The organism is Streptomyces caeruleatus, assembly GCF_001514235.1.
GTDB classification, from domain to species: domain Bacteria; phylum Actinomycetota; class Actinomycetes; order Streptomycetales; family Streptomycetaceae; genus Streptomyces; species Streptomyces caeruleatus.
Window position 1 is genome coordinate 160,987 of the sequence record NZ_KQ948935.1, and the last position, 19,487, is coordinate 180,473.

The window sequence follows — 19,487 nt, forward strand, 5'->3', positions numbered from 1 at the left end:
CCCCTGGGCCGACCACCCCTGGCCGGAGCCCTCCCCTCCCCGCACCGGCCGCCCCATAATGCTCGGGTGACCTCCACCTCCACCTCCCCCCACCCCAACTCCGGCTCCGCGCAACGCTTTCCGGTCGTCGTCGTGGGCGCCGGCCCGGCCGGCCTCACCGTCGGCAACATCCTGCGGGCGGCCTCCGTCGACTGTCTGGTCCTGGAGACCGAGACCCGGCAGTTCATCGAGCAGCGGCCGCGGGCCGGGGTGCTGGAGGAGTGGGCCGTACGCGGGCTTCAGCGGCGGGTCCTGGCGGACACCTTGCTGGAGCGGGCCCAGCGGCACACGGAGTGCGAGTTCCGGTTCGCCGGTGAGCGCTACCGGTTCGAGTACACGCGACTCACGGGCGTTCATCACTGGGTCTATCCGCAGCAGTTGCTGGTGACGGACCTGGTGCGCGAGTACGCGGACGTGCGCGGCGGGGCCATACGCTTCGGCGTGCGCGACGTGCGGCCGCACGACCTCGACACCGATCACCCCACGGTGTCGTACACCTGCCCGGAGACGGGCCGGCGGGAGGTCGTGCACTGTGGCTTCGTCGCCGGCTGCGACGGGGCGCGCGGGGCGACCCGTACCGCGCTGCCCGCCGGCCGTGCCCACATCTCCCGCAGTGACTACGGCATCGGCTGGCTGGCGCTGCTCGCCGAGGCGCCGCCGTCCTCCGACTGCGTGCTGTTCGGCATGCATCCGAACGGGTTCGCCGGGCACATGCCGCGCAGCGCCGACGTGACCCGTTACTACCTGGAGTGCCCGCCCGGCGACGCCCCGGAGAACTGGTCGCGGGACAGGGTCTGGGAGGAGCTCCAGCTACGGCTCGGGGCGAACGGCGCGCCACCGCTGACGGAGGGACGGCTGATCGAGAAGCGCGTCCTCGACATGCACAACTACGTCGTCGAGCCCATGGTGTTCGGCCGTCTCTTCCTGGCCGGTGACGCGGCCCATCTCACCGCCCCCATCGCCGCCAAGGGCATGAACCTCGCCCTGCACGACGCCTTCCAGCTCGGCGACGGACTCGTCGCCCAGCTCACGAAGGGGGACGACACCGCACTGGACGGCTACTCGGCGGCCTGTCTGGGCCGGGTGTGGGACTACCAGGAGTTCTCCCACTGGCTCTCCGAGGTCTACCACGGCACGTCCTCGGGCGACCCGTACCGCGCGGGCACCACCCTCGCCCGTCTCCGCCGCATCTTGGGCTCGCCGACGGCCGCGATGGCGTTCGCGGAGCAGTACCTGGGCAAGAACGCCGAGTACTGACTGCGTCGATTGACCGCGTCAACCGCTTCACCCGCGTCAACCGCGTCAGTCGTGCAGGGGCCGGTCGCTGAGCCGGTGGTCGGCGACGTTGAGTGCCTCGTCAACGAGGCGGCGCAGATGGCCGTCGCGCAGGGCGTAGACCACCCGGCGGCCCTCCTTCCGGGTGGTCACCAGACCCGCGAGACGCAGCCGGGCCAGATGCTGGCTGACGGCGGGGCGGGCCGCGCCGCACGCCTCGGTGAGCGTCGTGACGTCGGCCTCCCCCGCCGTGAGGGCGTGCAGCAGCGTGAGCCGGGTGCGGTCGCCGAGCAGGGCGAGGACCTCGGCGGCGAGCGCAAACTGTTCCTCGCCCGGGGTGCGCGGGTGCCCATCGTTCGCAGGTGATAGGTGCATGCGTGCGCTCATACGCACATAATGGCGTCGTGGGCGGCACGCGTCCACTCCCGCACACCGGAAGGGGACCACCGTGAGCGACCGGCACGAGCACGCGCACCACCACGGGCACGGCCACCGTCACGCCCACGACCACCCCCACCCCGAACCCCGCCCGCACCGGCATCCGCACCCCCACTCCCCCACCGGCCTGCGCCACCGCCTCTCCCACCTCCTCACACCCCACTCCCACGAAACCGCCGACAAGCTCGACTCCGCCCTGGAGTCCTCCGCCCGTGGCATGCGTGCCCTGTGGGTCTCCCTGGCCGTGCTCGGAGCGACGGCGCTCGCGCAGGCGGTCGTGGTGGTCGCCTCCGGGTCGGTGGCGTTGCTCGGCGACACGGTGCACAACACCGCGGACGCGCTGACGGCCGTACCGCTGGGGATCGCCTTCGTGCTGGGCAGGCGCGCGGCGACCCGTCGCTTCACCTATGGCTACGGACGGGCCGAGGACCTCGCGGGCATCGTCATCGTGCTGACGATCGCCGCGTCCGCGGCCTTCGCGGCATGGACGGCCGTCGACCGGCTCCTGGACCCGCGCCCCGTACAGCAGATCCCGGCCGTGGCGGTGGCGGCACTGGTCGGCTTCGCGGGCAACGAGTGGGTGGCCCGGTACCGGATCCGGGTCGGCCGTGCGATCGGTTCGGCCGCACTCGTCGCGGACGGCCTGCACGCCCGCACGGACGGATTCACCTCACTGGCCGTGCTGTTGAGCGCCGGCGGCGCGGCGCTCGGGTGGCAACTGGCGGACCCGATCGTGGGGTTGGCGATCACGGCGGCCATCGCGCTGGTGCTGCGGGACGCGGCGCGCGAGGTGTTCCGGCGCGTGCTGGACGCCGTCGACCCGGCTCTCGTGGACCGGGCCGAGCGGGCGCTCCGGGAGGTCGCGGGCGTACGCGAGGTGGGTGAGCTGCGGATGCGCTGGATCGGGCACCGGCTGCGCGCGGAGGTGGCGGTCGTGGTGGACGGGGAGGCGACGGTACGGCAGGCGCACGCCATCGCCGTCGACGCCGAACACGCCCTGCTGCACGCGGTCCCCCGGCTCACCGCGGCCCTGGTGCACGCCGATCCGGCGCCCGTACCGGGCGAGGCGGATCCGCATCTCGCCCTGGCCCACCACTCAGCGACCTGACCCCGCTCAGGCGAGTCCGAGCCCCTCCAGCACGACGGCCCCCGGCAGCTCCGCGAACGCCTTCCCCGGCACCAGCAGCTTGCCGCGCCGGCGCCCGCTGCCGACCAGCACGTACGGCAGGTCGACGACGGCCGAGTCCACCAGCACCGGCCAGCCGTCGGGCAGTCCGATCGGGGTGATGCCGCCGTACTCCATGCCGGTCTCGCCGGTCGCCGTGTCCATGGAGGCGAACGACGCCTTGCGGGCGCCGAGTTGGCGGCGCACGACGCCGTTCACGTCGACCCGGGTGGGGGAGAGCACGACGCACGCGGCCAGCGTGGTCTCGCCGCCGCGCCTGCCGGCGACGACCACGCAGTTCGCGGACTGTTCGAGCAGCTCCTGGCCGTAGTGCTGGACGAACACCGCGGTGTCGGCCCACTGCGGGTCGGTCTCGACGTAGACGATCTGCTCGGCGGGGACGCTGCCGCGCCAGCCGCGTACGGCGTCGGCGACCGGGCGGGTGAGTTCGTCGAGGCAGTCCGGGGCGGGGGTGGCGTGGTCGAAGTGTCCGATGGGTGCGTCCATGAGCGCACGCTAACAGGACGGCCGGGGCCGCGAACCGGCCGTATCAGTGCGCGAGCGGCACCGACACCGTCAGGGTCATCTCCATCGGGACGTCGCCCTGATTGGCGTAGGCGTGCGGGGCGTTGGCCTCGAAGGTGACGCTGGAGCCGGCCGGGACGCGGTACTCCACGCCCTCGACGGTCAGGGTCAGTTCACCGGCCGTGACGTGGGCGATCTCGACGGTGCCGACGGGGTGCGGGTCGGAGCCGCTGTTCTCGCCCGGCATCAGCTTCCAGCCCCACATCTCCAGCGGGCCGGGCGCCTCGGTGCCGGCGAGGAGCTTGCTGTAGCCGCCCGCCTCGCTGTGCCACAGCCGGACCACCTGCTCGGGCGGGACGACGCGCACCTTGGGGCCCTGCTCGTAGTCGAGGAGGGTCGTGATGCTGACGCCGAGCGCGTCGCCGATCTTGACGACGGTGCCGAGGCTCGGGTTGGTGCGGGCCTGTTCGATCTGGATGAGCATGCCGCGGCTGACCCCGGCACGCGCGGCGAGCGTGTCCAGGGTGAAGCCGCGCTCGGTGCGCCAGCGCTTGACGTTGCGCGCCAGGGACTGGGTCAGCAGGTCGAGGTCCGACACATTCCGTCCTTGCGGAGTCCAATATTCTGGATGACAGGGTTTACCTGACTGCACTACTGTGCGGTGAACCCTATCGTGCACCGAACTGTACTGCGAGGCACCCCGTGACAGCACTCTTCGCCCTGGCCACCAGCCTGCTGTGGGGGCTGGCCGACTTCGGCGGCGGACTGCTCACCCGACGCACCCCGGCGCTGACGGTGGTCGTCGTCTCGCAGGCCATCGCGGCTGCCGTGCTGGGCGCGATCGTGGTGGCCACGGGCGGCTGGAGCGAGGCCGGCCCCCAGCTGTGGTTCGCGGTCGCGGCGGGCGCGGTGGGCCCGGTCGCCCTGCTCTGCTTCTACAAGGCGCTCGCGCTGGGCCCCATGGGCGTGGTCTCCCCGCTCGGCACCGTGGGCGTCGCCGTCCCGGTCGGCGTGGGCCTCTTCCTGGGCGAGCGGCCCGGCCTTGTGCAGGTCGCGGGGATCGCCGTCGCCGTCCTGGGCGTCGTCCTCGCGGGCGGACCGCAGCTGCGGGGCGCGCCCGTGCAGCGGCAGGCCATCCTGCTGACCCTGGTCGCGGCCTTCGGCTTCGGCACGGTCTTCGCACTGATCGCGGAGGCGTCGTCCACCCTCACCGGCCTGTTCCTGGCGCTCTTCGTGCAGCGCGTGGTCAACGTGCTGGCCGGCGGTCTCGCGCTGTACGCCTCGGTGCGGCGCGGCGGCGCCGCCCTCCCGGACGGCGCCTTCCCCTGGCGCTCGCTGCCCGCGCTCGCCTTCGTCGGGCTGGCCGACGTCGCGGCGAACGGCACCTATGTGGTCGCCGCCCAGCACGGCCCGGTCACCGTGGCCGCCGTACTCGCGTCGCTCTACCCCGTCGTGACCGCCCTGGCCGCGCGGGGCTTCCTGCGGGAACGGCTCCAGGCGGTGCAGGCGGCGGGCGCGGGGCTCGCGCTGGTGGGCACGCTGCTGCTGGCGACCGGCTGACTCAGGACTCCACTTCCAGTTCGGCGAGGTCGGCGGCCGCCTTCTCGTCCAGCTCCGCGAGCTTCGCCACCGTCTCCTCGTCCAGCTCGGCCAGCGCCTGGAGCTGGTCCGGGGTGATCCCGTCGGGAATCGGCACCGGCGCGGGCGTCCTGAGCGGCGGCTGCCAGCCCTCGTCGGCCGTCCAGCGCCGTACGACCCGGGCGGGCGCCCCCGCCACGACCGCGTGGTCGGGCACCGTGCCCCGGACCACCGCACCGGCCGCCACCACGACGTTCCGCCCGATCCGCGCGCCCGGCAGGATCACGGCCCCGGTGCCGATCCAGCACCCCGGGCCGATCTCGACCGGCTCCATCCGCGGCCACTGCCTGCCGATGGGCTCGTGCGGGTCGTCGTACGAGTGGTTCGTGGACGTCACATAGACGTACGGCCCGAAGTAGCAGTCGCTGCCGATGGTGACCGTCGTGTCCGCGATGACATGGCTGCCGCGGCCCAGCACGACCCCGTCCCCTATCCGCAGGATCGGCTCCGGGCCGAGGTCGAGGTCGGGCATCAGTCCGGCCGTCAGCGTCACCTGCTCGCCGACGATGCAGTGCGAGCCGAGGTGGATCCAGGGTTCGCCGAAGACGGTGCCGAGCGGGAAGGCCAGCCGGGTGGCCTCGCCGATCGAGCCGAAACGGAAGCGGCCCGGGCTGTCGGCCGTCACCGAGCCCGTGCGCTGCACCCAGGCCCAGCCCGCGTGGACGGCGCGCTGCGCCAGCCGGCGTCGCCAGGATGAGAACGTGTTCTTGCGCTTGGGCACGGGGTCACCGTACTGAGCGTGCGGCGCCCTTATGAGGTCGAGGGGCTGTGATCTTCGCCCTACCGGGTGCCGGTAGCGTGCCGGTGTACCTCGGACGACAGGAGACGGTGATGACGCACAAGCCTCTGATCAAGGGCATCGGCGGGAGGGAACCGAAGATCGACGGGGAGGCTTTCGTGGCGCCCACGTCCGTGGTCATCGGGGACGTGACGCTGGAGGCGGGGGCGAGTGTCTGGTACGGCGCGGTGGTGCGGGGTGACGTGGAGCGGATCTCCGTCGGGGCGCAGTCCAACATCCAGGACAACTGCACGCTGCATGCCGATCCCGGGTTTCCGGTGAGCATCGGGGAGCGGGTGTCGGTGGGGCACAACGCCGTCGTGCACGGGGCGACCGTGGGGGACGACTGTCTCATCGGGATGGGGGCGACCGTGCTGAACGGGGCGGTGATCGGGGCCGGGTCCTTGGTCGCCGCGCAGGCGTTGGTGCCGCAGGGGATGCAGGTGCCGCCGGGGTCGCTGGTGGCGGGGGTGCCGGCGAAGGTGAGGCGGGAGCTGAGTGAGGAAGAACGGCAGGGGGTGACGCTCAACGGCACCTTGTATGCGGAGTTGGCGAAGGCTCACCGGGAAGAGCACGGGGCCTGAAGGCTGTGCGCGGTCTGCGGGTGAGTGGGGGTTGATCGCGCAGTTCCCCGCGCCCCTGAAGAACAGGGCGTCCTAGTCGCCGGCCGCTACCGGTTCCGGCTCCTGGTGTGCTGTCTGGGCCTTCTTCGCCTTGCGCTTGATGATCAGCATCGACGTCAGGCCGATCAGGACCGCGGCCACCAGGCCCAGCCACGAGAAGCGCTTCAGCCAGGACTCGGCGACGACACCGACGTAGTAGATGACCGCCGTCGTGCCACCCGCCCAGAGGATGCCGCCGAGGACGTTGGCGATCAGGAACTTCCAGTACGGCATCCGCAGGACGCCCGCGAGGGGGCCGGCGAAGATGCGCAGAAGGGCGACGAAGCGGCCGAAGAAGACGGCCCACATGCCCCACTTCTGGAAGGACCGCTCAGCGGTGGCGATGTGCCCCTCGCTGAAGTGCTTGGGGAATTTCCCGCCCAGCCAGGCCAGCAGGGGCCGGCCGCCCTTGCGGCCGATGGCGTAGCCGATCGAGTCGCCGATGATCGCGCCCGCGGTGGCGCAGGCGCCGAGCACGAAGGGGTTGATGTCACCGTGCTGTGAGGCGAGCAGCGCCGAGGAGACCAGGATGATCTCGCCGGGCAGCGGAATGCCCAGGCTCTCCAGACCGATGACCACGCCGACCAGCAGATAGATGGCGAGCGGGGGCACCGTTTCGAGCCATTCCTGGACGTGCAACGCCGCTTCCTCTCCCTGTCCTGCACCCTGTGTTCCCGGCGCATGCTCGACCGCGAGCGTGCGCCGGGGAAGACTACCCGTTCTGTGTGACGGTCTCGGCGTCCCACAGGTTGCACCGATGCTCACGGTGCGCGGTGGCGCTCAGCACATTTCCGTCGGCGGACGCGGTGCGCAGGGTCAGCACCGTCCCGGGCCGGGCGGGCATCGCGGGCTGTCCGGCGGCACGTGGCATCCCGTCCCGGACGAAGGAGCCCCAGTACTGGATCATCTGCCGGGCCAGCGTCCGCTGCTCGGCGTTCAGGGGCGACTGCAGGCCGAAGTGCTTGAAGAGGTACTGGAGCTCGTTGACGTGGGTCGCGCCGAAGTCGAAGTCCGTGCCCAGGTCGCGCAGGGAGGCGAAGGGCGGGGAGGTGCGGTCGGCGAACTCGTACGCGTAGACCTTGCCGCGTCCGGCGAGCGTGCCGTCGAGCCGGAGGGCCGGGCAGGCGAAGAGCTGGTCGCCCTGGGCGGTGGCGTACGCGATGGTCGGGGTCGGGTAGGACGGGAGGGGGTAGCGCGCGAGCGCCTCGTCGCCGAAGTCGGTCCGCATGACCGTCGGGTACTGGTCAGTGGTGAGCGGTGTGCCGTTCACGTCGAACCGGGCGAAGGCGAAGAGCCGGCCCTCGTCCTGGTTGGCCCCGTTCATGACCGGCACCCCGGCCGCGGCCCCGCGCTCGAACGCGTCCTTCGGCTGCCGGGGCAGGAAGGTGCCTCCGGCCACCGGCGCCCAGTCGAAGCCGTTCTGCGCGGCCAGGATCTCGGCGGCCGACTTGGCGCGCAGACAGGCCAGGTCGGCGCAGCCGAGCTTCTGCGCGAAGGCGGCGCCCTGGGACACGGCCGTGTCGTGCGCACGGGCACCGCAGTCGCCGTACGCCCCGCTCTGGATGATCCCGGCCCGCAGCAGCCCCTTCGCCGTCGGCGAGGCCAGTTGGGTGCAGACCGAGCGGCCGCCCGCGGACTCGCCCGCGATGGTCACGCGGCCCGGGTCACCGCCGAAGCGTGCGATGTTGGCCCGCACCCAGCGCAGGGCGGCCTGCTGGTCGAGCATGCCGAAGTTGCCGGAGACCCCGTCACGTGCCTCGCCGTCGAGGCCGGCCGTGGCGAGGAAGCCCATCGCGCCGAGGCGGTAGTTGACGGTCACGACGACGGTGCCGGTGCGCCTCGCGAAGGTGTCGGGGACGATGTCCTGCCCGGCCCCGGCGGTGAGCCCTCCGCCGTGCAGCCAGACCAGGACCGCGCGCCGGCCGGCGCCCTCGGGGGCGTACACATTGAGGTCGAGACAGTCCTCGGTGTGGCTGGGCTGCTCGTAGCCGGGGTCCCAACTCGCCCCCTGCACACACTTGTTGCCGAAGTCTGCTGCCCCACGGATGCCTTGCCAGGGCCGGACGGGGCGCGGGTCCTTCCAACGGAGCTCTCCGACGGGTGGCTCGGCGTAGGGAATACCGAGGAACTGGTGTCCCTCGGCGGTGGTCTCACCTCGCACCCAGCCCGCGGTGGTGCGGACGACCGGGTCGTCGGCGGCCTGCGCGGGGACGGGGGTGAGGAGTGCGGCCGCGAGGGCCAGGAGTGCGACGGACATACGACGTTTCACGGGTCCACCTCCGCGTTCGTGAGCATGGGACACCAGTGGCGCGGCGGGAAAACTATGAACGTCGGTGACTCGTGTCAATGATGTGAACGGAAACGGCCGGATGCAGTCAGAGGCGGAACGGGGGTGCGGGGGTCAGGGGGCGCCGCGGCAGGTGCTCCGACGGGGGCGCCCCCGCCTGGCTAATGGAGCGCGGCGTCGAGCGTCGTCTCGGTGATGCCTACGACGTACCTGACCGCGGTGGCCGGCGCCTCGGCCGGGAGGGCCGCCACCACGGCCCCGACGGGGGTGGCGGGCTCGGCTTCGGCGCCCGAGTCGGAGCCGGGAGCGTCCTGGACGTACCGCGTCTCGTACTGCGGCTGCGGGTCCTCCTGCGGCACGGCCGGCTCGGGCCGCGGGGGTTCGGGGGCGTCGTCGTCCGCTGTCCCGCGCTCGGGTGCCACGGGCGCGCCGCCCTTCTCCTCGCGCGGCTTCGCCCCCTTCGGCGCCTCCTTCTGGAGCTTCTTCTCGGGTCTCGCCTCGGGTACGTCCGCGAGCCCGCCGTCGAGCATCCAGCGCTGCGCCTCGGATCCGTCCCGCTCGTCGAGCACCACGCTCGCTTCCTTGCCGGACGCGACCGCGAGGCCCTCGGAACCGCGCGGCAGGAGCTCGCCGTGGACGGTGAGGTCGTAGCGCACCTCGCCGGCGTGCGCGAGGCAGTACGCCAGGACGACGGAGCGTTCGCCAGCGTCGGAGTCGAGGCAGAGGGTGGGGTCGGCGGCGCTGCGCAGCAGGCCGTTGTCCCGGTACGACCACTGCTGGGACACGGCGGACGAGCACTGCGCCAGCTCGGCCCGGGCACCGGCGCGGACCTCGCCGTCGCGGAGGTCCAGGCACAGGCCGCGGTCGAGGTTGCGGAGCCTGCCCTGGGCGATCTCGACGGGCTCCTCGGCCGAGGCGGCCGACGGTGATCCGCCGGAGGAGGACGGGGACACGGAGCCCGGGTGGACGGTCCTGCCGCTGGGCGCGCCCCAGGTGGCGTGCGGGCCGGGGACGCCGTTCTCCTCGGTCCAGCCCTTGGCGGTGAGGACCGTGACGAGCAGGGCGAGGGCGGTCACGCCGACCCCCACCGCGACGGCCCTGGCGCGTGTGCGCGGGAGGTCCAGCCGCTCGGGGCGGTGCCGTCCGCCGCGTCGCCGACGGTCGCACGGCGTCGCCCCCGAGCCGCCCCGGCCGGGCCGGGAGTCGAGATAGCGCCGGGCGCCCCAGCCGAGCACGGTTTCGGCGAGCAGCACTTCCAGGCCGCCCTCGAAATGACTGAGCTGCTCGGCGGCGTGACGGCAGTAGCGGCATGACGTCAGATGCTGCTGAACATCGGGGAGCAGGGCGCCGCCCCGGCGAATGGGGACGTCGAGGAGGCGGTTGTAGTAGCGGCATTCCCGGGTGGGCGCGAGTTCGCGGTGGGCGCGGACGCAGCCCGTGCGGAATTGCTCGCGCGCTCCTTCCAGCGCCGCCGACGCGGTGGCCGCATCCACCCCCAGCAGACCAGCGGGTATGGTTATCGGTTCGGCCTCGGCCTCGCTGTGCCAGAGGAGGCATTGCGAGGCTCCTGGCAGCGCCCGGAATGCGCGCTCGGCGATTTGCCGCCTTTCGGGCGTCACGGACCGCGCGGCCCGCAGCCCACGCCCTCCGGTCGGTTTGCCGAGTTCCGGCAGCAGGGCGGAAATACCGTCGTCGGCAGCCCACTCCTTCACCAGATCCCGCACGGCGGCGAGGAGTTGGGGGCGAAGCGCTCCAGCGGCCGGCCGCTGGAGCACGCGGTGGAACGCGGCGGCGGCCACCATGGCGGCCGAACTGTCCGTGGTGACCAGGCAGATGGCCGCGTAGTCGTGGGTGGCGCGCCAGTGGCGGGCCATCAGCAGGGCGACAGCACGGGCGTTCGCGTCGGCTTTGCCCAGGCTCGCGACGAGATCGCGGTCGGACTCTCCGGGGCTCACCCCGGGCCGTGGCGGGTACGGCGGTCGTGGGGGGTAAGGGGATTGCACTGAACCATTTCCTTCCCGGCCGGAGGACGGCAAGGGGAATGCGCGTCCTTCGGAAAGCAGGGTGCTTGATTGGTGCATACCTAGGCCGCGTCGGATGTGGACCGGCTATCGGGTCGCTCACTTTCGCACAAGCGGCGCACAGGAAACAAGAAGTTCGAGTGACCGATGTTCAAAAGGCGAGGAATTCAGAAAAGTTACCGGCGGTATCCGCACCGGCATTCGAAATGCGTCGCCGCGCCGAGCGCCAAGTTGTGTGCAAGCAAAGGCGGTTGGTCCACGGAATCTTCAACTCCGCATGTCGCACAGCAGGCTCCGAGGTTTCTCTCGGCGTCCTCTCATCCCCGTGCTCCACCATGAGCCGCATGATCGTCCCCCACACGACACCCCCGTCGGATTCCACCCCGGAACGGGCCCGCGCGGTCCGCAAGGCGGTCGTCCCGGCCGCGGGCCTCGGCACCCGGTTCCTGCCCGCGACGAAGGCGACCCCCAAGGAGATGCTGCCGGTCGTCGACAAGCCGGCCATCCAGTACGTCGTGGAGGAGGCCGCGGCGGCCGGCCTCGACGACGTACTGATGATCACCGGCCGGCACAAGCGGGCCATCGAGGACCACTTCGACCAGGCCTTCGAGCTGGAGCAGGCGCTGGCGGCCAAGGGCGACGCCGTGCGGCTGAACGCGGTACGGGACCCGGCCCGGCTCGCCGACATCCACCACATCCGCCAGGGCGACCCGCTCGGCCTCGGCCACGCGGTGCTGTGCGCCCGCCATCACGTCGGCGACCAGCCGTTCGCCGTCCTTCTGGGCGACGACCTCATCGACCCGCGCGAGACCCTGCTCAGCCGGATGCTGGAGGTCCGCGACCGCCACGAGGGCAGCGTGGTCGCCCTGATGGAGGTCCCGCCGGAGCAGATCCACCTCTATGGCTGCGCGGCCGTCGAACCGTCGGGCGAGGACGGCGTCGTCCACGTCACCGGCCTGGTGGAGAAGCCGTCACGCGAGGACGCGCCGAGCCACTACGCGGTCATCGGCCGCTATGTCCTCGACCCGGCCGTCTTCGGCGTCCTGGAGCGCACCCCGCCCGGGCGCGGCGGCGAGATCCAGCTGACCGACGCCCTTCAGGAACTCGCGGCGGGCGGAACGGTCCACGGAGTCGTGTTCGACGGCCTGCGGTACGACACCGGGGACAAGGCGGACTACCTGCGCACGGTGGTGCGCCTGGCCTGCGACCGGGCGGACCTGGGGCCGGAGTTCGTGGCCTGGCTGAGGCAGTTCGTGGCGGGACTGGAGGAGGGCGGGGAGAGCGGGGAGGGCCGGGAGCGGCTCGCCGCCTGAGCGCTGTCGCGGCGCGAGACGGCACAGGGGGAGCAAAAGGCGCAGGGGCCCTGCATGGGGCCCCTGCTCACCTGCGTACCACGTTCTGCCGTACGACGTTCTGCCGTACGACCTTCTTCAGCACGACCTTCTTCCGTACAGCCCGGCTCAGCCGTTCGGCCGCAGGGTCCAGACGACGGTCATCTCACCGGTGACGGCCCCGTCCCCGCGCTGGATCTCGATGGCCACCGGGAACTCGGGCCGCTCCCCCGCGTCCAGCTCGGCGACGACCTCGGCGGCCGGGCGGCCCAGCGTGGCGGTGGCCGTGACGGCGCCCATGGCGAGCTTCTTGTAGGAGATCTCGGCGCTGACGGCGAGCGGCACGGCGCGCGAGAGCTGGTCACCGAACGCGGCCAGCACGATCGCGCCGCTGGCGGACTCGCCGAGCGTGAACATCGCGCCGGCGTGCGGCCCGCCCACGTGGTTGTGGTACTCACTCTGGTCCGGCAGGGCCACCACGGCCTTGTCCGGCGTGGTCTCCAGGAACTGGAGGTTGAGGGTCCGGGCCATGGGCACGGTGGCGGCGAGCATCTCGCCTATGGACATCTGGTCTGCGCTCATGGCGGTCATGTTACCCACGAGTAGGGGGCGGGGAACAGAGCCACAGGGCCATGTGACGAGCGTCGTACGGCCTCGCTCCGGAAGGCCGCATCGGCCGGGTGACCTGCAATTGACTTGGCAGATCGAGAGCGGGGCGGCGATAGTCGGCCGGTGACTTCCGCCGCCGACCTCCTGCGTCCTTCCCGCCGCCCCTCCTGGGCGGGCCGCAACTACAGCCTGCTGACCGCCTCGGCGTTCGTCACGAACCTCGGCAGTCACGGTGCGCTGATCGCCGCGGCGTTCGCGGTGCTGGAGGCGGGCGGTGACGGGGGTGACGTGGGGCTCGTGGCCGCGTCCCGCACCCTGCCGCTGGTGTTCTTCCTGCTGATCGGCGGCGCCGTCGCGGACCGCCTCCCACGGCACCGGGTGATGGTCGCGGCCAACGCCCTCAACTGCCTCTCGCAGGCCGCCTTCGCCGTGCTCGTCCTGACCGGGGAGGCCCGGCTGTGGCAGATGATGCTGCTGACGGCCCTCGGCGGCACCGGTCAGGCGTTCTTCAGCCCGGCGGCGGAGGGGATGCTGCTGTCGTCGGTCCAGGGGGAGCAGGCGAGCCGGGCCTTCGCCGTGTTCCGGATGGCGATGCAGGGGGCCGCGGTCGGCGGGGCCGCGCTGGGCGGTGCCATGGTGGCCGCGATCGGGCCCGGCTGGGTGCTGGCGGCGGACGCGGCGGCGTTCGCGGTCGCCGGTTCGCTGCGGGCGTTCCTCGACGTGAGTCACATTCCGGCGCGCGCGCCGGGCGGTGGCATGCTCGCCGATCTGCGGGACGGCTGGCGGGAGTTCGCGGGGCGTCCGTGGCTGTGGGGCGTGGTCGTCCAGTTCTCGATCGCCAACGCGGTCGTCGCGGCGGCCGACGCGGTCTACGGTCCGCTGGTCGCCCGGGACCACCTGGGCGGGGCGGGTCCCTGGGGCCTGGCCCTGGGCTTCTTCGGGGCGGGCACGGTCGCCGGCGCCCTGCTCATGACCCGCTGGAAGCCGCGCCGCCTCCTCCTCGCCGGCACCCTGTGCGTCTTCCCCCTCGCCCTCCCCTCCGCCGCCCTCGCCGTACCGGTGCCGGTCACCGTCCTGTGCACGGTCATGTTCCTGACCGGCGTGACCCTGGAGGTCTTCGGCGTCTCCTGGATGACCGCACTCCACCAGGAGATACCGGAGGAGAAACTCTCCCGGGTCGCCGCCTACGACTGGTTCGGTTCTGTCGCCCTGGTCCCCCTCGCCACCGCCCTGGCCGGCCCCGCCGAGACAACCTTCGGCCGCACCCCCGCCCTCTGGGGATGCGCCGCCGTCGTCGTCATCGTCACGGCTGCGGTCCTGTGCGTGCCGGACGTGCGGAACCTACGGCGCCGTACGAAGCCGGTGACCGCCGGAACCCGACATGACTCACCCGAAGCCGAAAGTGCCGTCGGCGGGATCGGCTGACGGCACGCCGCACGCCGCATTCGGAACATCCGTCGCCGCACCGAGCCGGCGACCACCGCGACCCGACACCCCTCAGCCGATGCTGAAAGCCCCGCCGGGAGGCTCCGGTGAAGGCACGGCGTCCTCGTCCTGGACCGACCGCGCGTTGCCGATGAACTGCTGCAGGGCGAGACCCTGTTCGACGCGGGCCGGGAAGGCGTCCGAGGCGGTGAGGCGGGACAGGGAGGCCGTGTCGAGGGGGTGGTGTGCGGCGACGAGCACGGCGTTGCCGAAGCGCCGGCCGCGCAGTACGCCCGGTTCAGCGATCAGGACCAGTTCCTCGAACAGCGTGGCGTAGGTGGCGAGTTGGGAGCGCAGGAAGGCGAAGGGCGCGGCGTCGGCAAGGTTCGCCAGGTAGACACCGGTTCGCCGCAGCACCCGCTCGGCCTGCTGGGCGTACCCCACGGACGTCAGGTGCGCGGGCACCCGGGATCCTCCGAAGACATCGGCGACGAGCACGTCGGCCGAATCGTCCGGGGCGGACTCCAGCCAGGCGCGCGCGTCCCCGGCGTGCAGCCGGACGCCGGCCCCGTCCGGAACCGGCAGATGCTCGACGACCAGCTCCAGCAGCCCCCGGTCGGCCTCGACGACGTCCTGCCGCGAGCCGGGCCGGGTGGCCGCCAGATAACGGGGCAGCGTGAGCGCCCCGCCCCCGAGATGCAGCACGTCCAGCGCCCGCCCCGGCTCGGCGACGGTGTCGAGTACGTGCCCGAGGCGGCGCGCGTACTCGAACTCCAGATGCGTCGGCACATCAAGATCGACGTACGACTGCGGAGCCCCGTCGACGGTCAGCAGCCACGCCCGCTTCCGATCGATGTCCGGCATCAGCTTGGCGGTGCCGTAGTCGACGGACCGGGTGACGGGTATGGGGTCATTCACCTTCCTATTGTGCCGGGGAACTCCTTACGAGGCGGGCACGGGGAGCGCCCCGACAGGGGCGCGGGGAACTGCGCGACCAGCCACAACCGGACCCGCAGTCCCCCACGAACCGCACCCCCCTCACACGACGGCGGTTACGGTCCCCGCCCCGACGGTCCTGCCGCCCTCACGGATGGCGAACCCGAGCCCCGGCTCCAAGGGCACCTCCCGCCCCAGCTCAACAGTCATCGTGACCGTCTCCCCTGGCCGCGCGACCCCCACCTCACCGAGGTCGATGTCCCCGACCACATCCGCCGTACGGATGTAGAACTGCGGCCGGTACCCGGTGCCCACCGCCGTCGTACGGCCTCCTTCACGCGCGGAGAGCACATACACCTGCGCGGTGAAGCGCCGCCCCGGCACCACACTGCCCGGCGCGACCACGACATGCCCCCGCCGGACGGCGTCCCGTGGAACCCCGCGCAGCAGCAGCGCCACGTTGTCCCCGGCCTGCGCCTCGTCCATCGGCTTGCCGAACGTCTCCAGGCCGGTGACCACGCTCTCCAGCCCGGCCCCGAGCACCTCGACCCGGTCGCCGACCTTCACGGTGCCCCGCTCCACGGCCCCGGTGACGACGGTCCCCCGGCCGGTGATGGTGAGCACGTTCTCGACGGGCAGCAGGAACGGCGCGTCCACATACCGCTCCGGCATCGGAACGTAGGTGTCCACCGCGTCCAGCAGCGCCTCGATCGACGCCGTCCACTTCGGGTCGCCCTCCAGCGCCTTCAGCCCCGACACCCGTACGACGGGCGCGGCGTCGCCGCCGTAGCCGTGTTCGGTGAGCAGGTCGCGGACCTCCAGCTCGACGAGGTCGATGAGCTCCTCGTCGCCCGCGTCGGCCTTGTTGAGGGCGACGACGATGTGGTCGACGCCCACCTGCCGGGCGAGCAGCACGTGTTCGGCGGTCTGCGGCATGATCCCGTCGAGCGCGGAGACGACGAGGATCGCCCCGTCGAGCTGCGCGGCCCCGGTGACCATGTTCTTGACGTAGTCGGCGTGGCCGGGCATGTCGACATGCGCGTAGTGCCGGGTGTCGGTCTCGTACTCGACGTGCGCGATGTTGATGGTGATGCCGCGCGCGGCCTCCTCCGGCGCCCGGTCGATCCGGTCGAACGGCACGAAGGTGCCGGAGCCGCGCTCGGCGAGGACCTTGGTGATGGCGGCGGTCAACGTGGTCTTGCCGTGGTCGACATGACCCATCGTGCCGATGTTCAGATGCGGTTTGGTGCGCACGTATGCCGTCTTGGACATGGCTGTACCTCGAAGTCTCTGCGTAGAGGGTCTCCGCGCGGGAGAAGGGGACCCCAAGGACCTGCCGACCCTCCCCCTCGGGGGTCCGCCGGACTGTCCGGGGAGGGTCAGCTTCGGGCGCCGTCGACAGCGGTCAGGAAGACGGGAACGGCAGCCTTCGGCGCATCCGCGACTGCGGATGCTGCGAGGAGGAAGGCGTGCCGGAACATGACGTCGATCATCGTCGACGCTTTGTCCGGCGTCGAATGGTTTTTCGCGGTACGGGACTTCAGGCGACGCCGACGTTGCGCAGCGCTTCCCGCACGGACAGCGGCGCGAACCGTCCGCGTTCCCGCGCCAGGAAGTCCCGTACGGCGTCCGCGTCGGTCTTGGCGTACTCGCGCAGGGCCCAGCCGATGGCCTTGCGGATGAAGAAGTCGGGGTGCCCGGACTGGCGCAGGCAGTAGGCGAAGAGGCGCTGGGAGTCGGTGTGTTCCTTGTGACGCAGCTGGTGGAGCAGGGCGGTGCGGGCGACCCAGAGGTCGTCGTCGACGATCCAGGCGTCCATGTCCGCCCTGAGATTCGGGTCGGCGGTGACGAGTCCGCCGACGACGTGGGCGGCGAGCAGGTCGACGGTGTCCCACCAGGACACGGTGGTGATCAGCTGCCGGGTCACCGGGAGGAGGCCGGAGGAACAGCGCCCCACGTGCCGGCGCAGATAGTCGACGGCGAAGTAGTGGTACTCGCGCTCGGGCAGCTGCCAGCAGCGCAGGGCGACGGCTGCGCAGTCCGCCTCGTCGGGGCGTGGTGTGCCCTGGAGGACGGTGCGGGAGAGGGCGCGGCGCTCGGGTGTGGGGATGCCGAGGAAGGGGGCGACGTCCTTCATGTACGCCTGCGCGGCGGCGGCCCGTGCCGGGTCCGCGGCGGCGGCGTACGTGGCGGTGAGCCGCTCCAGGACCGTGTCGGCCAGAACACTGCGCGGAACTTCTGATGTTCCCGCACCTGTGACGCTCATGAGACGAACCATACGGCGATCACACATCTTCCTCGGTTACTGTCGCCGAATGCCCGACGATGCCACCACCCGCTCTGGGGGCACCGCCACGGCCCCGCCCCGGGCCGCCGCCACGGAGCTCGCCGTCCCCGTACCCGTCCGTGTTCCCGTGCCCGCGGGTTTCGCCGCGCGCTGCACGAGGACGCTGCTGTCGCCGTGGTCGCGGCTGTCCCTGCTCGTCATCCTGCTGGCGGCGGCCGCGTCGTCCGTGCTGCTCTTCGAGCCGCAGCGGCTCCTGGCGGACGGCTGGCCGCCCCAGGTCGAGGGCTCGGCCGCGGTGGTGCTGTTCGCGGTGGCGTACGGCCTGGTCACGGTGGCCTTCGTCCCGCGGCCGCTGCTGAACCTCGCGGCGGGCGCCCTCTTCGGCTCCGAGTGGGGCATCGGCGCGGCCCTGGCGGGGACGGTGCTGGGTGCCGGGATCGCCTTCGCGCTGGGCCGGCTGCTGGGCCAGGAGGCGCTGCGTCCGCTGCTGCGCGGCCGATGGCTGAAGGCGGCGGACGGCCAGTTCAGCAGGCACGGTTTCCGCTCGATGCTGGCGGTGCGGCTGTTCCCCGGTGTGCCGTTCTGGGCCGCGAACTACGCCGCCGCCGTCTCCCGGATGGGCTACGTCCCGTTCCTGCTCGCGACGGCGCTCGGGTCGATCCCGAACACCGCCGCGTACGTCGTCGCCGGCGCCCGTGCCTCCGCGCCGACGTCGCCCGCCTTCCTGATCGCGCTGGCCTGCATCGCCGTACCGGCGCTGGCGGGCGTGGTCGTGGCGTGGCGCAAGCGGCACCATCTGCGCGGCCGCTGAACCGTTTCGCCGCCCGCTGCTTCCCCTCTGCTTCCCCTCTGCTCCCCCTCTGCTCCGCCTCCGGCTACACCGTCTCCAGGATCATCGCGTTGGCGAGGCCGCCCGCCTCGCACATCGTCTGCAGCGCGTAACGTGCGCCGCGCTCGCGCATCGCGTGCACCAGGGTCGTCGTCAGACGGGTGCCGCTGGCGCCGAGGGGGTGGCCGATCGCTATCGCGCCGCCGTGCACGTTGACCTTGGCGAGGTCGGCTCCGGTCTCCTGCCGCCAGGCCAGGACCACGCTGGAAAAGGCCTCGTTGACCTCGAAGAGGTCGATGTCGCCGAGGGAGAGGCCCGCCCGGCGCAGCACCTTCTCCGTCGCCGGGATCACACCGGTGAGCATGAGGACCGGGTCGGAACCGGTGACGGCGAAGCTGTGCAGCCGGGCGAGGGGGCGCAGGCCGAGGCGGGCGGCGGTCTCGCTGGACGTGACGAGGACGGCGGAGGCGCCGTCGTTGACGGGGCTGGCGTTGCCCGCGGTGACGTTCCACTCGATCTGCGGGAAGCGTTCGGCGAAGGCCGGGTCGTGGTAGGCGGGCTTGAGTCCGGCCAGGATCTCGGTGGTGCTTCCCGGGCGTACGCACTCGTCGCGGGAGACGCCGTCCAGGGGCGCCACCTCGGCGTCGAACAGGCCCTGCTCCCAGGCCGCGGCCGCCTTCCGGTGCGAGGAGACGGCGAACTCGTCCATCTGCTCGCGCGTGATCGACCACTTGGCGGCGATGAGCTCGGCGCTGATCCCCTGCGGGACGAGCCCCTCCGGGTAGCGCTCGGCGACACCGGGGCCGAAGGGGTCCTTGCCGGGCGGCACGTTCGACCACATCGGCACCCGGCTCATCGACTCGACGCCACAGGCGACGACCAGGTCGTACGCGCCCGAGATGACGCCCTGGGCGGCGAAGTGCACAGCCTGCTGGGAGGAGCCGCACTGGCGGTCCACGGTGGTCGCCGGGACGGTCTCCGGGAAGCCCGCGGACAGGGCGGCGTAGCGGGTGGTGTTCATGGCCTGCTCGCCGACCTGGTCGACGGTGCCGCCGATGACGTCGTCGATCAGCGCCGGGTCGACGCCGGAGCGTTCGACGAGGGTGCGCAGGGTGTGGGCGAGGAGCTCGACGGGGTGGACGTGTGCCAGGGAGCCGTTCGGCTTGCCCTTCCCGACGGGGGTGCGTACGGCTTCGACGATGACTGCGTCACGCATGGTGCGGGCCTCCCGATCACCAGTGA

General features: G+C 72.1%; 19 protein-coding genes. 7 read left to right on the forward strand and 12 right to left on the reverse strand.

Annotation, left to right across the window (positions count from 1 at the left end; all coding sequences use genetic code 11):
* The first annotated feature begins 66 nt into the window (after positions 1-66).
* Positions 67-1,296, forward strand: a complete 1,230-nt coding sequence (locus AQJ67_RS32465; RefSeq protein WP_062722922.1) for a 4-hydroxybenzoate 3-monooxygenase — start codon at positions 67-69, stop codon at positions 1,294-1,296.
* Positions 1,297-1,341: 45 nt separating this feature from the next.
* Here AQJ67_RS32465 and AQJ67_RS32470 read toward each other — a convergent pair whose 3' ends face one another.
* A complete protein-coding gene (locus AQJ67_RS32470) occupies positions 1,342-1,701 on the reverse strand; it encodes an ArsR/SmtB family transcription factor (RefSeq protein ID WP_062722923.1) in 360 nt (119 codons plus the stop codon).
* A gap of 61 nt (positions 1,702-1,762) precedes the next feature.
* Here AQJ67_RS32470 and AQJ67_RS32475 point away from each other — a divergent pair, with 61 nt between their 5' ends.
* Complete coding sequence (locus AQJ67_RS32475) at positions 1,763-2,860, forward strand: cation diffusion facilitator family transporter (RefSeq protein ID WP_062722924.1); 1,098 nt, start codon at positions 1,763-1,765, stop codon at positions 2,858-2,860.
* Between the two features lie 6 nt (positions 2,861-2,866).
* Here the strand turns inward: AQJ67_RS32475 and AQJ67_RS32480 are convergent, their stop codons facing one another.
* Both AQJ67_RS32480 and AQJ67_RS32485 read right to left on the reverse strand, forming a co-directional pair.
* Complete coding sequence (locus AQJ67_RS32480) at positions 2,867-3,424, reverse strand: YbaK/EbsC family protein (protein ID WP_062722925.1); 558 nt, start codon at positions 3,422-3,424, stop codon at positions 2,867-2,869.
* A gap of 43 nt (positions 3,425-3,467) precedes the next feature.
* Positions 3,468-4,040 carry a helix-turn-helix domain-containing protein gene (locus AQJ67_RS32485; protein WP_062722926.1) on the reverse strand — a complete coding sequence of 191 codons (573 nt, stop codon included), beginning with the start codon at positions 4,038-4,040 and terminating at the stop codon, positions 3,468-3,470.
* Positions 4,041-4,144: 104 nt separating this feature from the next.
* Here AQJ67_RS32485 and AQJ67_RS32490 point away from each other — a divergent pair, with 104 nt between their 5' ends.
* Complete coding sequence (locus AQJ67_RS32490; protein ID WP_062722927.1) at positions 4,145-5,002, forward strand: DMT family transporter; 858 nt, start codon at positions 4,145-4,147, stop codon at positions 5,000-5,002.
* 1 nt (position 5,003) lies between these two features.
* On the opposite strand, the gene AQJ67_RS32495 is transcribed toward AQJ67_RS32490, so the two are convergent.
* Positions 5,004-5,801, reverse strand: coding sequence for an acyltransferase (locus AQJ67_RS32495; protein ID WP_062722928.1), 798 nt, complete (start codon positions 5,799-5,801; stop codon positions 5,004-5,006).
* Between the two features lie 110 nt (positions 5,802-5,911).
* On the opposite strand from AQJ67_RS32495, the gene AQJ67_RS32500 reads away from it, so the two are divergent.
* Positions 5,912-6,442 (forward strand): gamma carbonic anhydrase family protein, encoded by a 531-nt coding sequence (locus AQJ67_RS32500; protein WP_062723024.1) that lies wholly within the window; start codon positions 5,912-5,914, stop codon positions 6,440-6,442.
* 72 nt (positions 6,443-6,514) lie between these two features.
* On the opposite strand, the gene AQJ67_RS32505 is transcribed toward AQJ67_RS32500, so the two are convergent.
* The 3 genes from AQJ67_RS32505 to AQJ67_RS32515 all read right to left on the reverse strand — a co-directional run bounded on the left by AQJ67_RS32505 (position 6,515) and on the right by AQJ67_RS32515 (position 10,681).
* Positions 6,515-7,159 (reverse strand): DedA family protein, encoded by a 645-nt coding sequence (locus AQJ67_RS32505; protein ID WP_062722929.1) that lies wholly within the window; start codon positions 7,157-7,159, stop codon positions 6,515-6,517.
* A 73-nt stretch (positions 7,160-7,232) separates the two neighbouring features.
* Complete coding sequence (locus tag AQJ67_RS32510; RefSeq protein WP_062722930.1) at positions 7,233-8,777, reverse strand: carboxylesterase/lipase family protein; 1,545 nt, start codon at positions 8,775-8,777, stop codon at positions 7,233-7,235.
* A gap of 191 nt (positions 8,778-8,968) precedes the next feature.
* Positions 8,969-10,681, reverse strand: coding sequence for an RICIN domain-containing protein (locus AQJ67_RS32515; protein WP_244190647.1), 1,713 nt, complete (start codon positions 10,679-10,681; stop codon positions 8,969-8,971).
* A 491-nt stretch (positions 10,682-11,172) separates the two neighbouring features.
* Between AQJ67_RS32515 and galU the strand changes: the two genes are divergently transcribed.
* Positions 11,173-12,141 (forward strand): UTP--glucose-1-phosphate uridylyltransferase GalU, encoded by a 969-nt coding sequence (galU, locus tag AQJ67_RS32520; protein ID WP_062722931.1) that lies wholly within the window; start codon positions 11,173-11,175, stop codon positions 12,139-12,141.
* A 147-nt stretch (positions 12,142-12,288) separates the two neighbouring features.
* On the opposite strand, the gene AQJ67_RS32525 is transcribed toward galU, so the two are convergent.
* Entirely contained in the window at positions 12,289-12,726 is a 438-nt protein-coding gene (locus AQJ67_RS32525; protein WP_062722932.1) for a DUF4442 domain-containing protein, read from the reverse strand.
* A 165-nt stretch (positions 12,727-12,891) separates the two neighbouring features.
* Here AQJ67_RS32525 and AQJ67_RS32530 point away from each other — a divergent pair, with 165 nt between their 5' ends.
* A complete protein-coding gene (locus AQJ67_RS32530; protein ID WP_062722933.1) occupies positions 12,892-14,193 on the forward strand; it encodes an MFS transporter in 1,302 nt (433 codons plus the stop codon).
* Positions 14,194-14,265: 72 nt separating this feature from the next.
* On the opposite strand, the gene AQJ67_RS32535 is transcribed toward AQJ67_RS32530, so the two are convergent.
* From AQJ67_RS32535 to AQJ67_RS32545, 3 genes are all read right to left on the reverse strand, one after another.
* A complete protein-coding gene (locus tag AQJ67_RS32535; RefSeq protein WP_062722934.1) occupies positions 14,266-15,111 on the reverse strand; it encodes a spermidine synthase in 846 nt (281 codons plus the stop codon).
* A 120-nt stretch (positions 15,112-15,231) separates the two neighbouring features.
* On the reverse strand, positions 15,232-16,401 hold the full coding sequence (gene tuf, locus AQJ67_RS32540; RefSeq protein WP_062722935.1) for an elongation factor Tu: 1,170 nt from the start codon (positions 16,399-16,401) through the stop codon (positions 15,232-15,234).
* Positions 16,402-16,669: 268 nt separating this feature from the next.
* Positions 16,670-17,395, reverse strand: coding sequence for a DNA alkylation repair protein (locus AQJ67_RS32545; protein ID WP_062722936.1), 726 nt, complete (start codon positions 17,393-17,395; stop codon positions 16,670-16,672).
* Positions 17,396-17,444: 49 nt separating this feature from the next.
* Here AQJ67_RS32545 and AQJ67_RS32550 point away from each other — a divergent pair, with 49 nt between their 5' ends.
* Positions 17,445-18,227, forward strand: coding sequence for a TVP38/TMEM64 family protein (locus AQJ67_RS32550; protein WP_062722937.1), 783 nt, complete (start codon positions 17,445-17,447; stop codon positions 18,225-18,227).
* A gap of 64 nt (positions 18,228-18,291) precedes the next feature.
* Here the strand turns inward: AQJ67_RS32550 and AQJ67_RS32555 are convergent, their stop codons facing one another.
* Positions 18,292-19,461, reverse strand: coding sequence for a thiolase family protein (locus AQJ67_RS32555; RefSeq protein ID WP_062722938.1), 1,170 nt, complete (start codon positions 19,459-19,461; stop codon positions 18,292-18,294).
* Between the last annotated feature and the right edge of the window lie 26 nt (positions 19,462-19,487).

Bases quoted from the DNA above. Each gene is read 5' to 3' on its own strand.
- AQJ67_RS32470 (WP_062722923.1), bottom strand. From the start codon at position 1,701: ATGAGCGCACGCATGCACCTATCACCTGCGAACGATGGGCACCCGCGC.
- AQJ67_RS32550 (WP_062722937.1), top strand. From the start codon at position 17,445: ATGCCCGACGATGCCACCACCCGCTCTGGGGGCACCGCCACGGCCCCG.
- AQJ67_RS32500 (WP_062723024.1), top strand. From the start codon at position 5,912: ATGACGCACAAGCCTCTGATCAAGGGCATCGGCGGGAGGGAACCGAAG.
- AQJ67_RS32555 (WP_062722938.1), bottom strand. From the start codon at position 19,461: ATGCGTGACGCAGTCATCGTCGAAGCCGTACGCACCCCCGTCGGGAAG.
- AQJ67_RS32525 (WP_062722932.1), bottom strand. From the start codon at position 12,726: ATGTCCATAGGCGAGATGCTCGCCGCCACCGTGCCCATGGCCCGGACC.
- tuf (WP_062722935.1), bottom strand. From the start codon at position 16,401: ATGTCCAAGACGGCATACGTGCGCACCAAACCGCATCTGAACATCGGC.
- AQJ67_RS32510 (WP_062722930.1), bottom strand. From the start codon at position 8,777: ATGTCCGTCGCACTCCTGGCCCTCGCGGCCGCACTCCTCACCCCCGTC.
- galU (WP_062722931.1), top strand. From the start codon at position 11,173: ATGATCGTCCCCCACACGACACCCCCGTCGGATTCCACCCCGGAACGG.
- AQJ67_RS32480 (WP_062722925.1), bottom strand. From the start codon at position 3,424: ATGGACGCACCCATCGGACACTTCGACCACGCCACCCCCGCCCCGGAC.
- AQJ67_RS32545 (WP_062722936.1), bottom strand. From the start codon at position 17,395: ATGAGCGTCACAGGTGCGGGAACATCAGAAGTTCCGCGCAGTGTTCTG.
- AQJ67_RS32515 (WP_244190647.1), bottom strand. From the start codon at position 10,681: ATGGCCCGCCACTGGCGCGCCACCCACGACTACGCGGCCATCTGCCTG.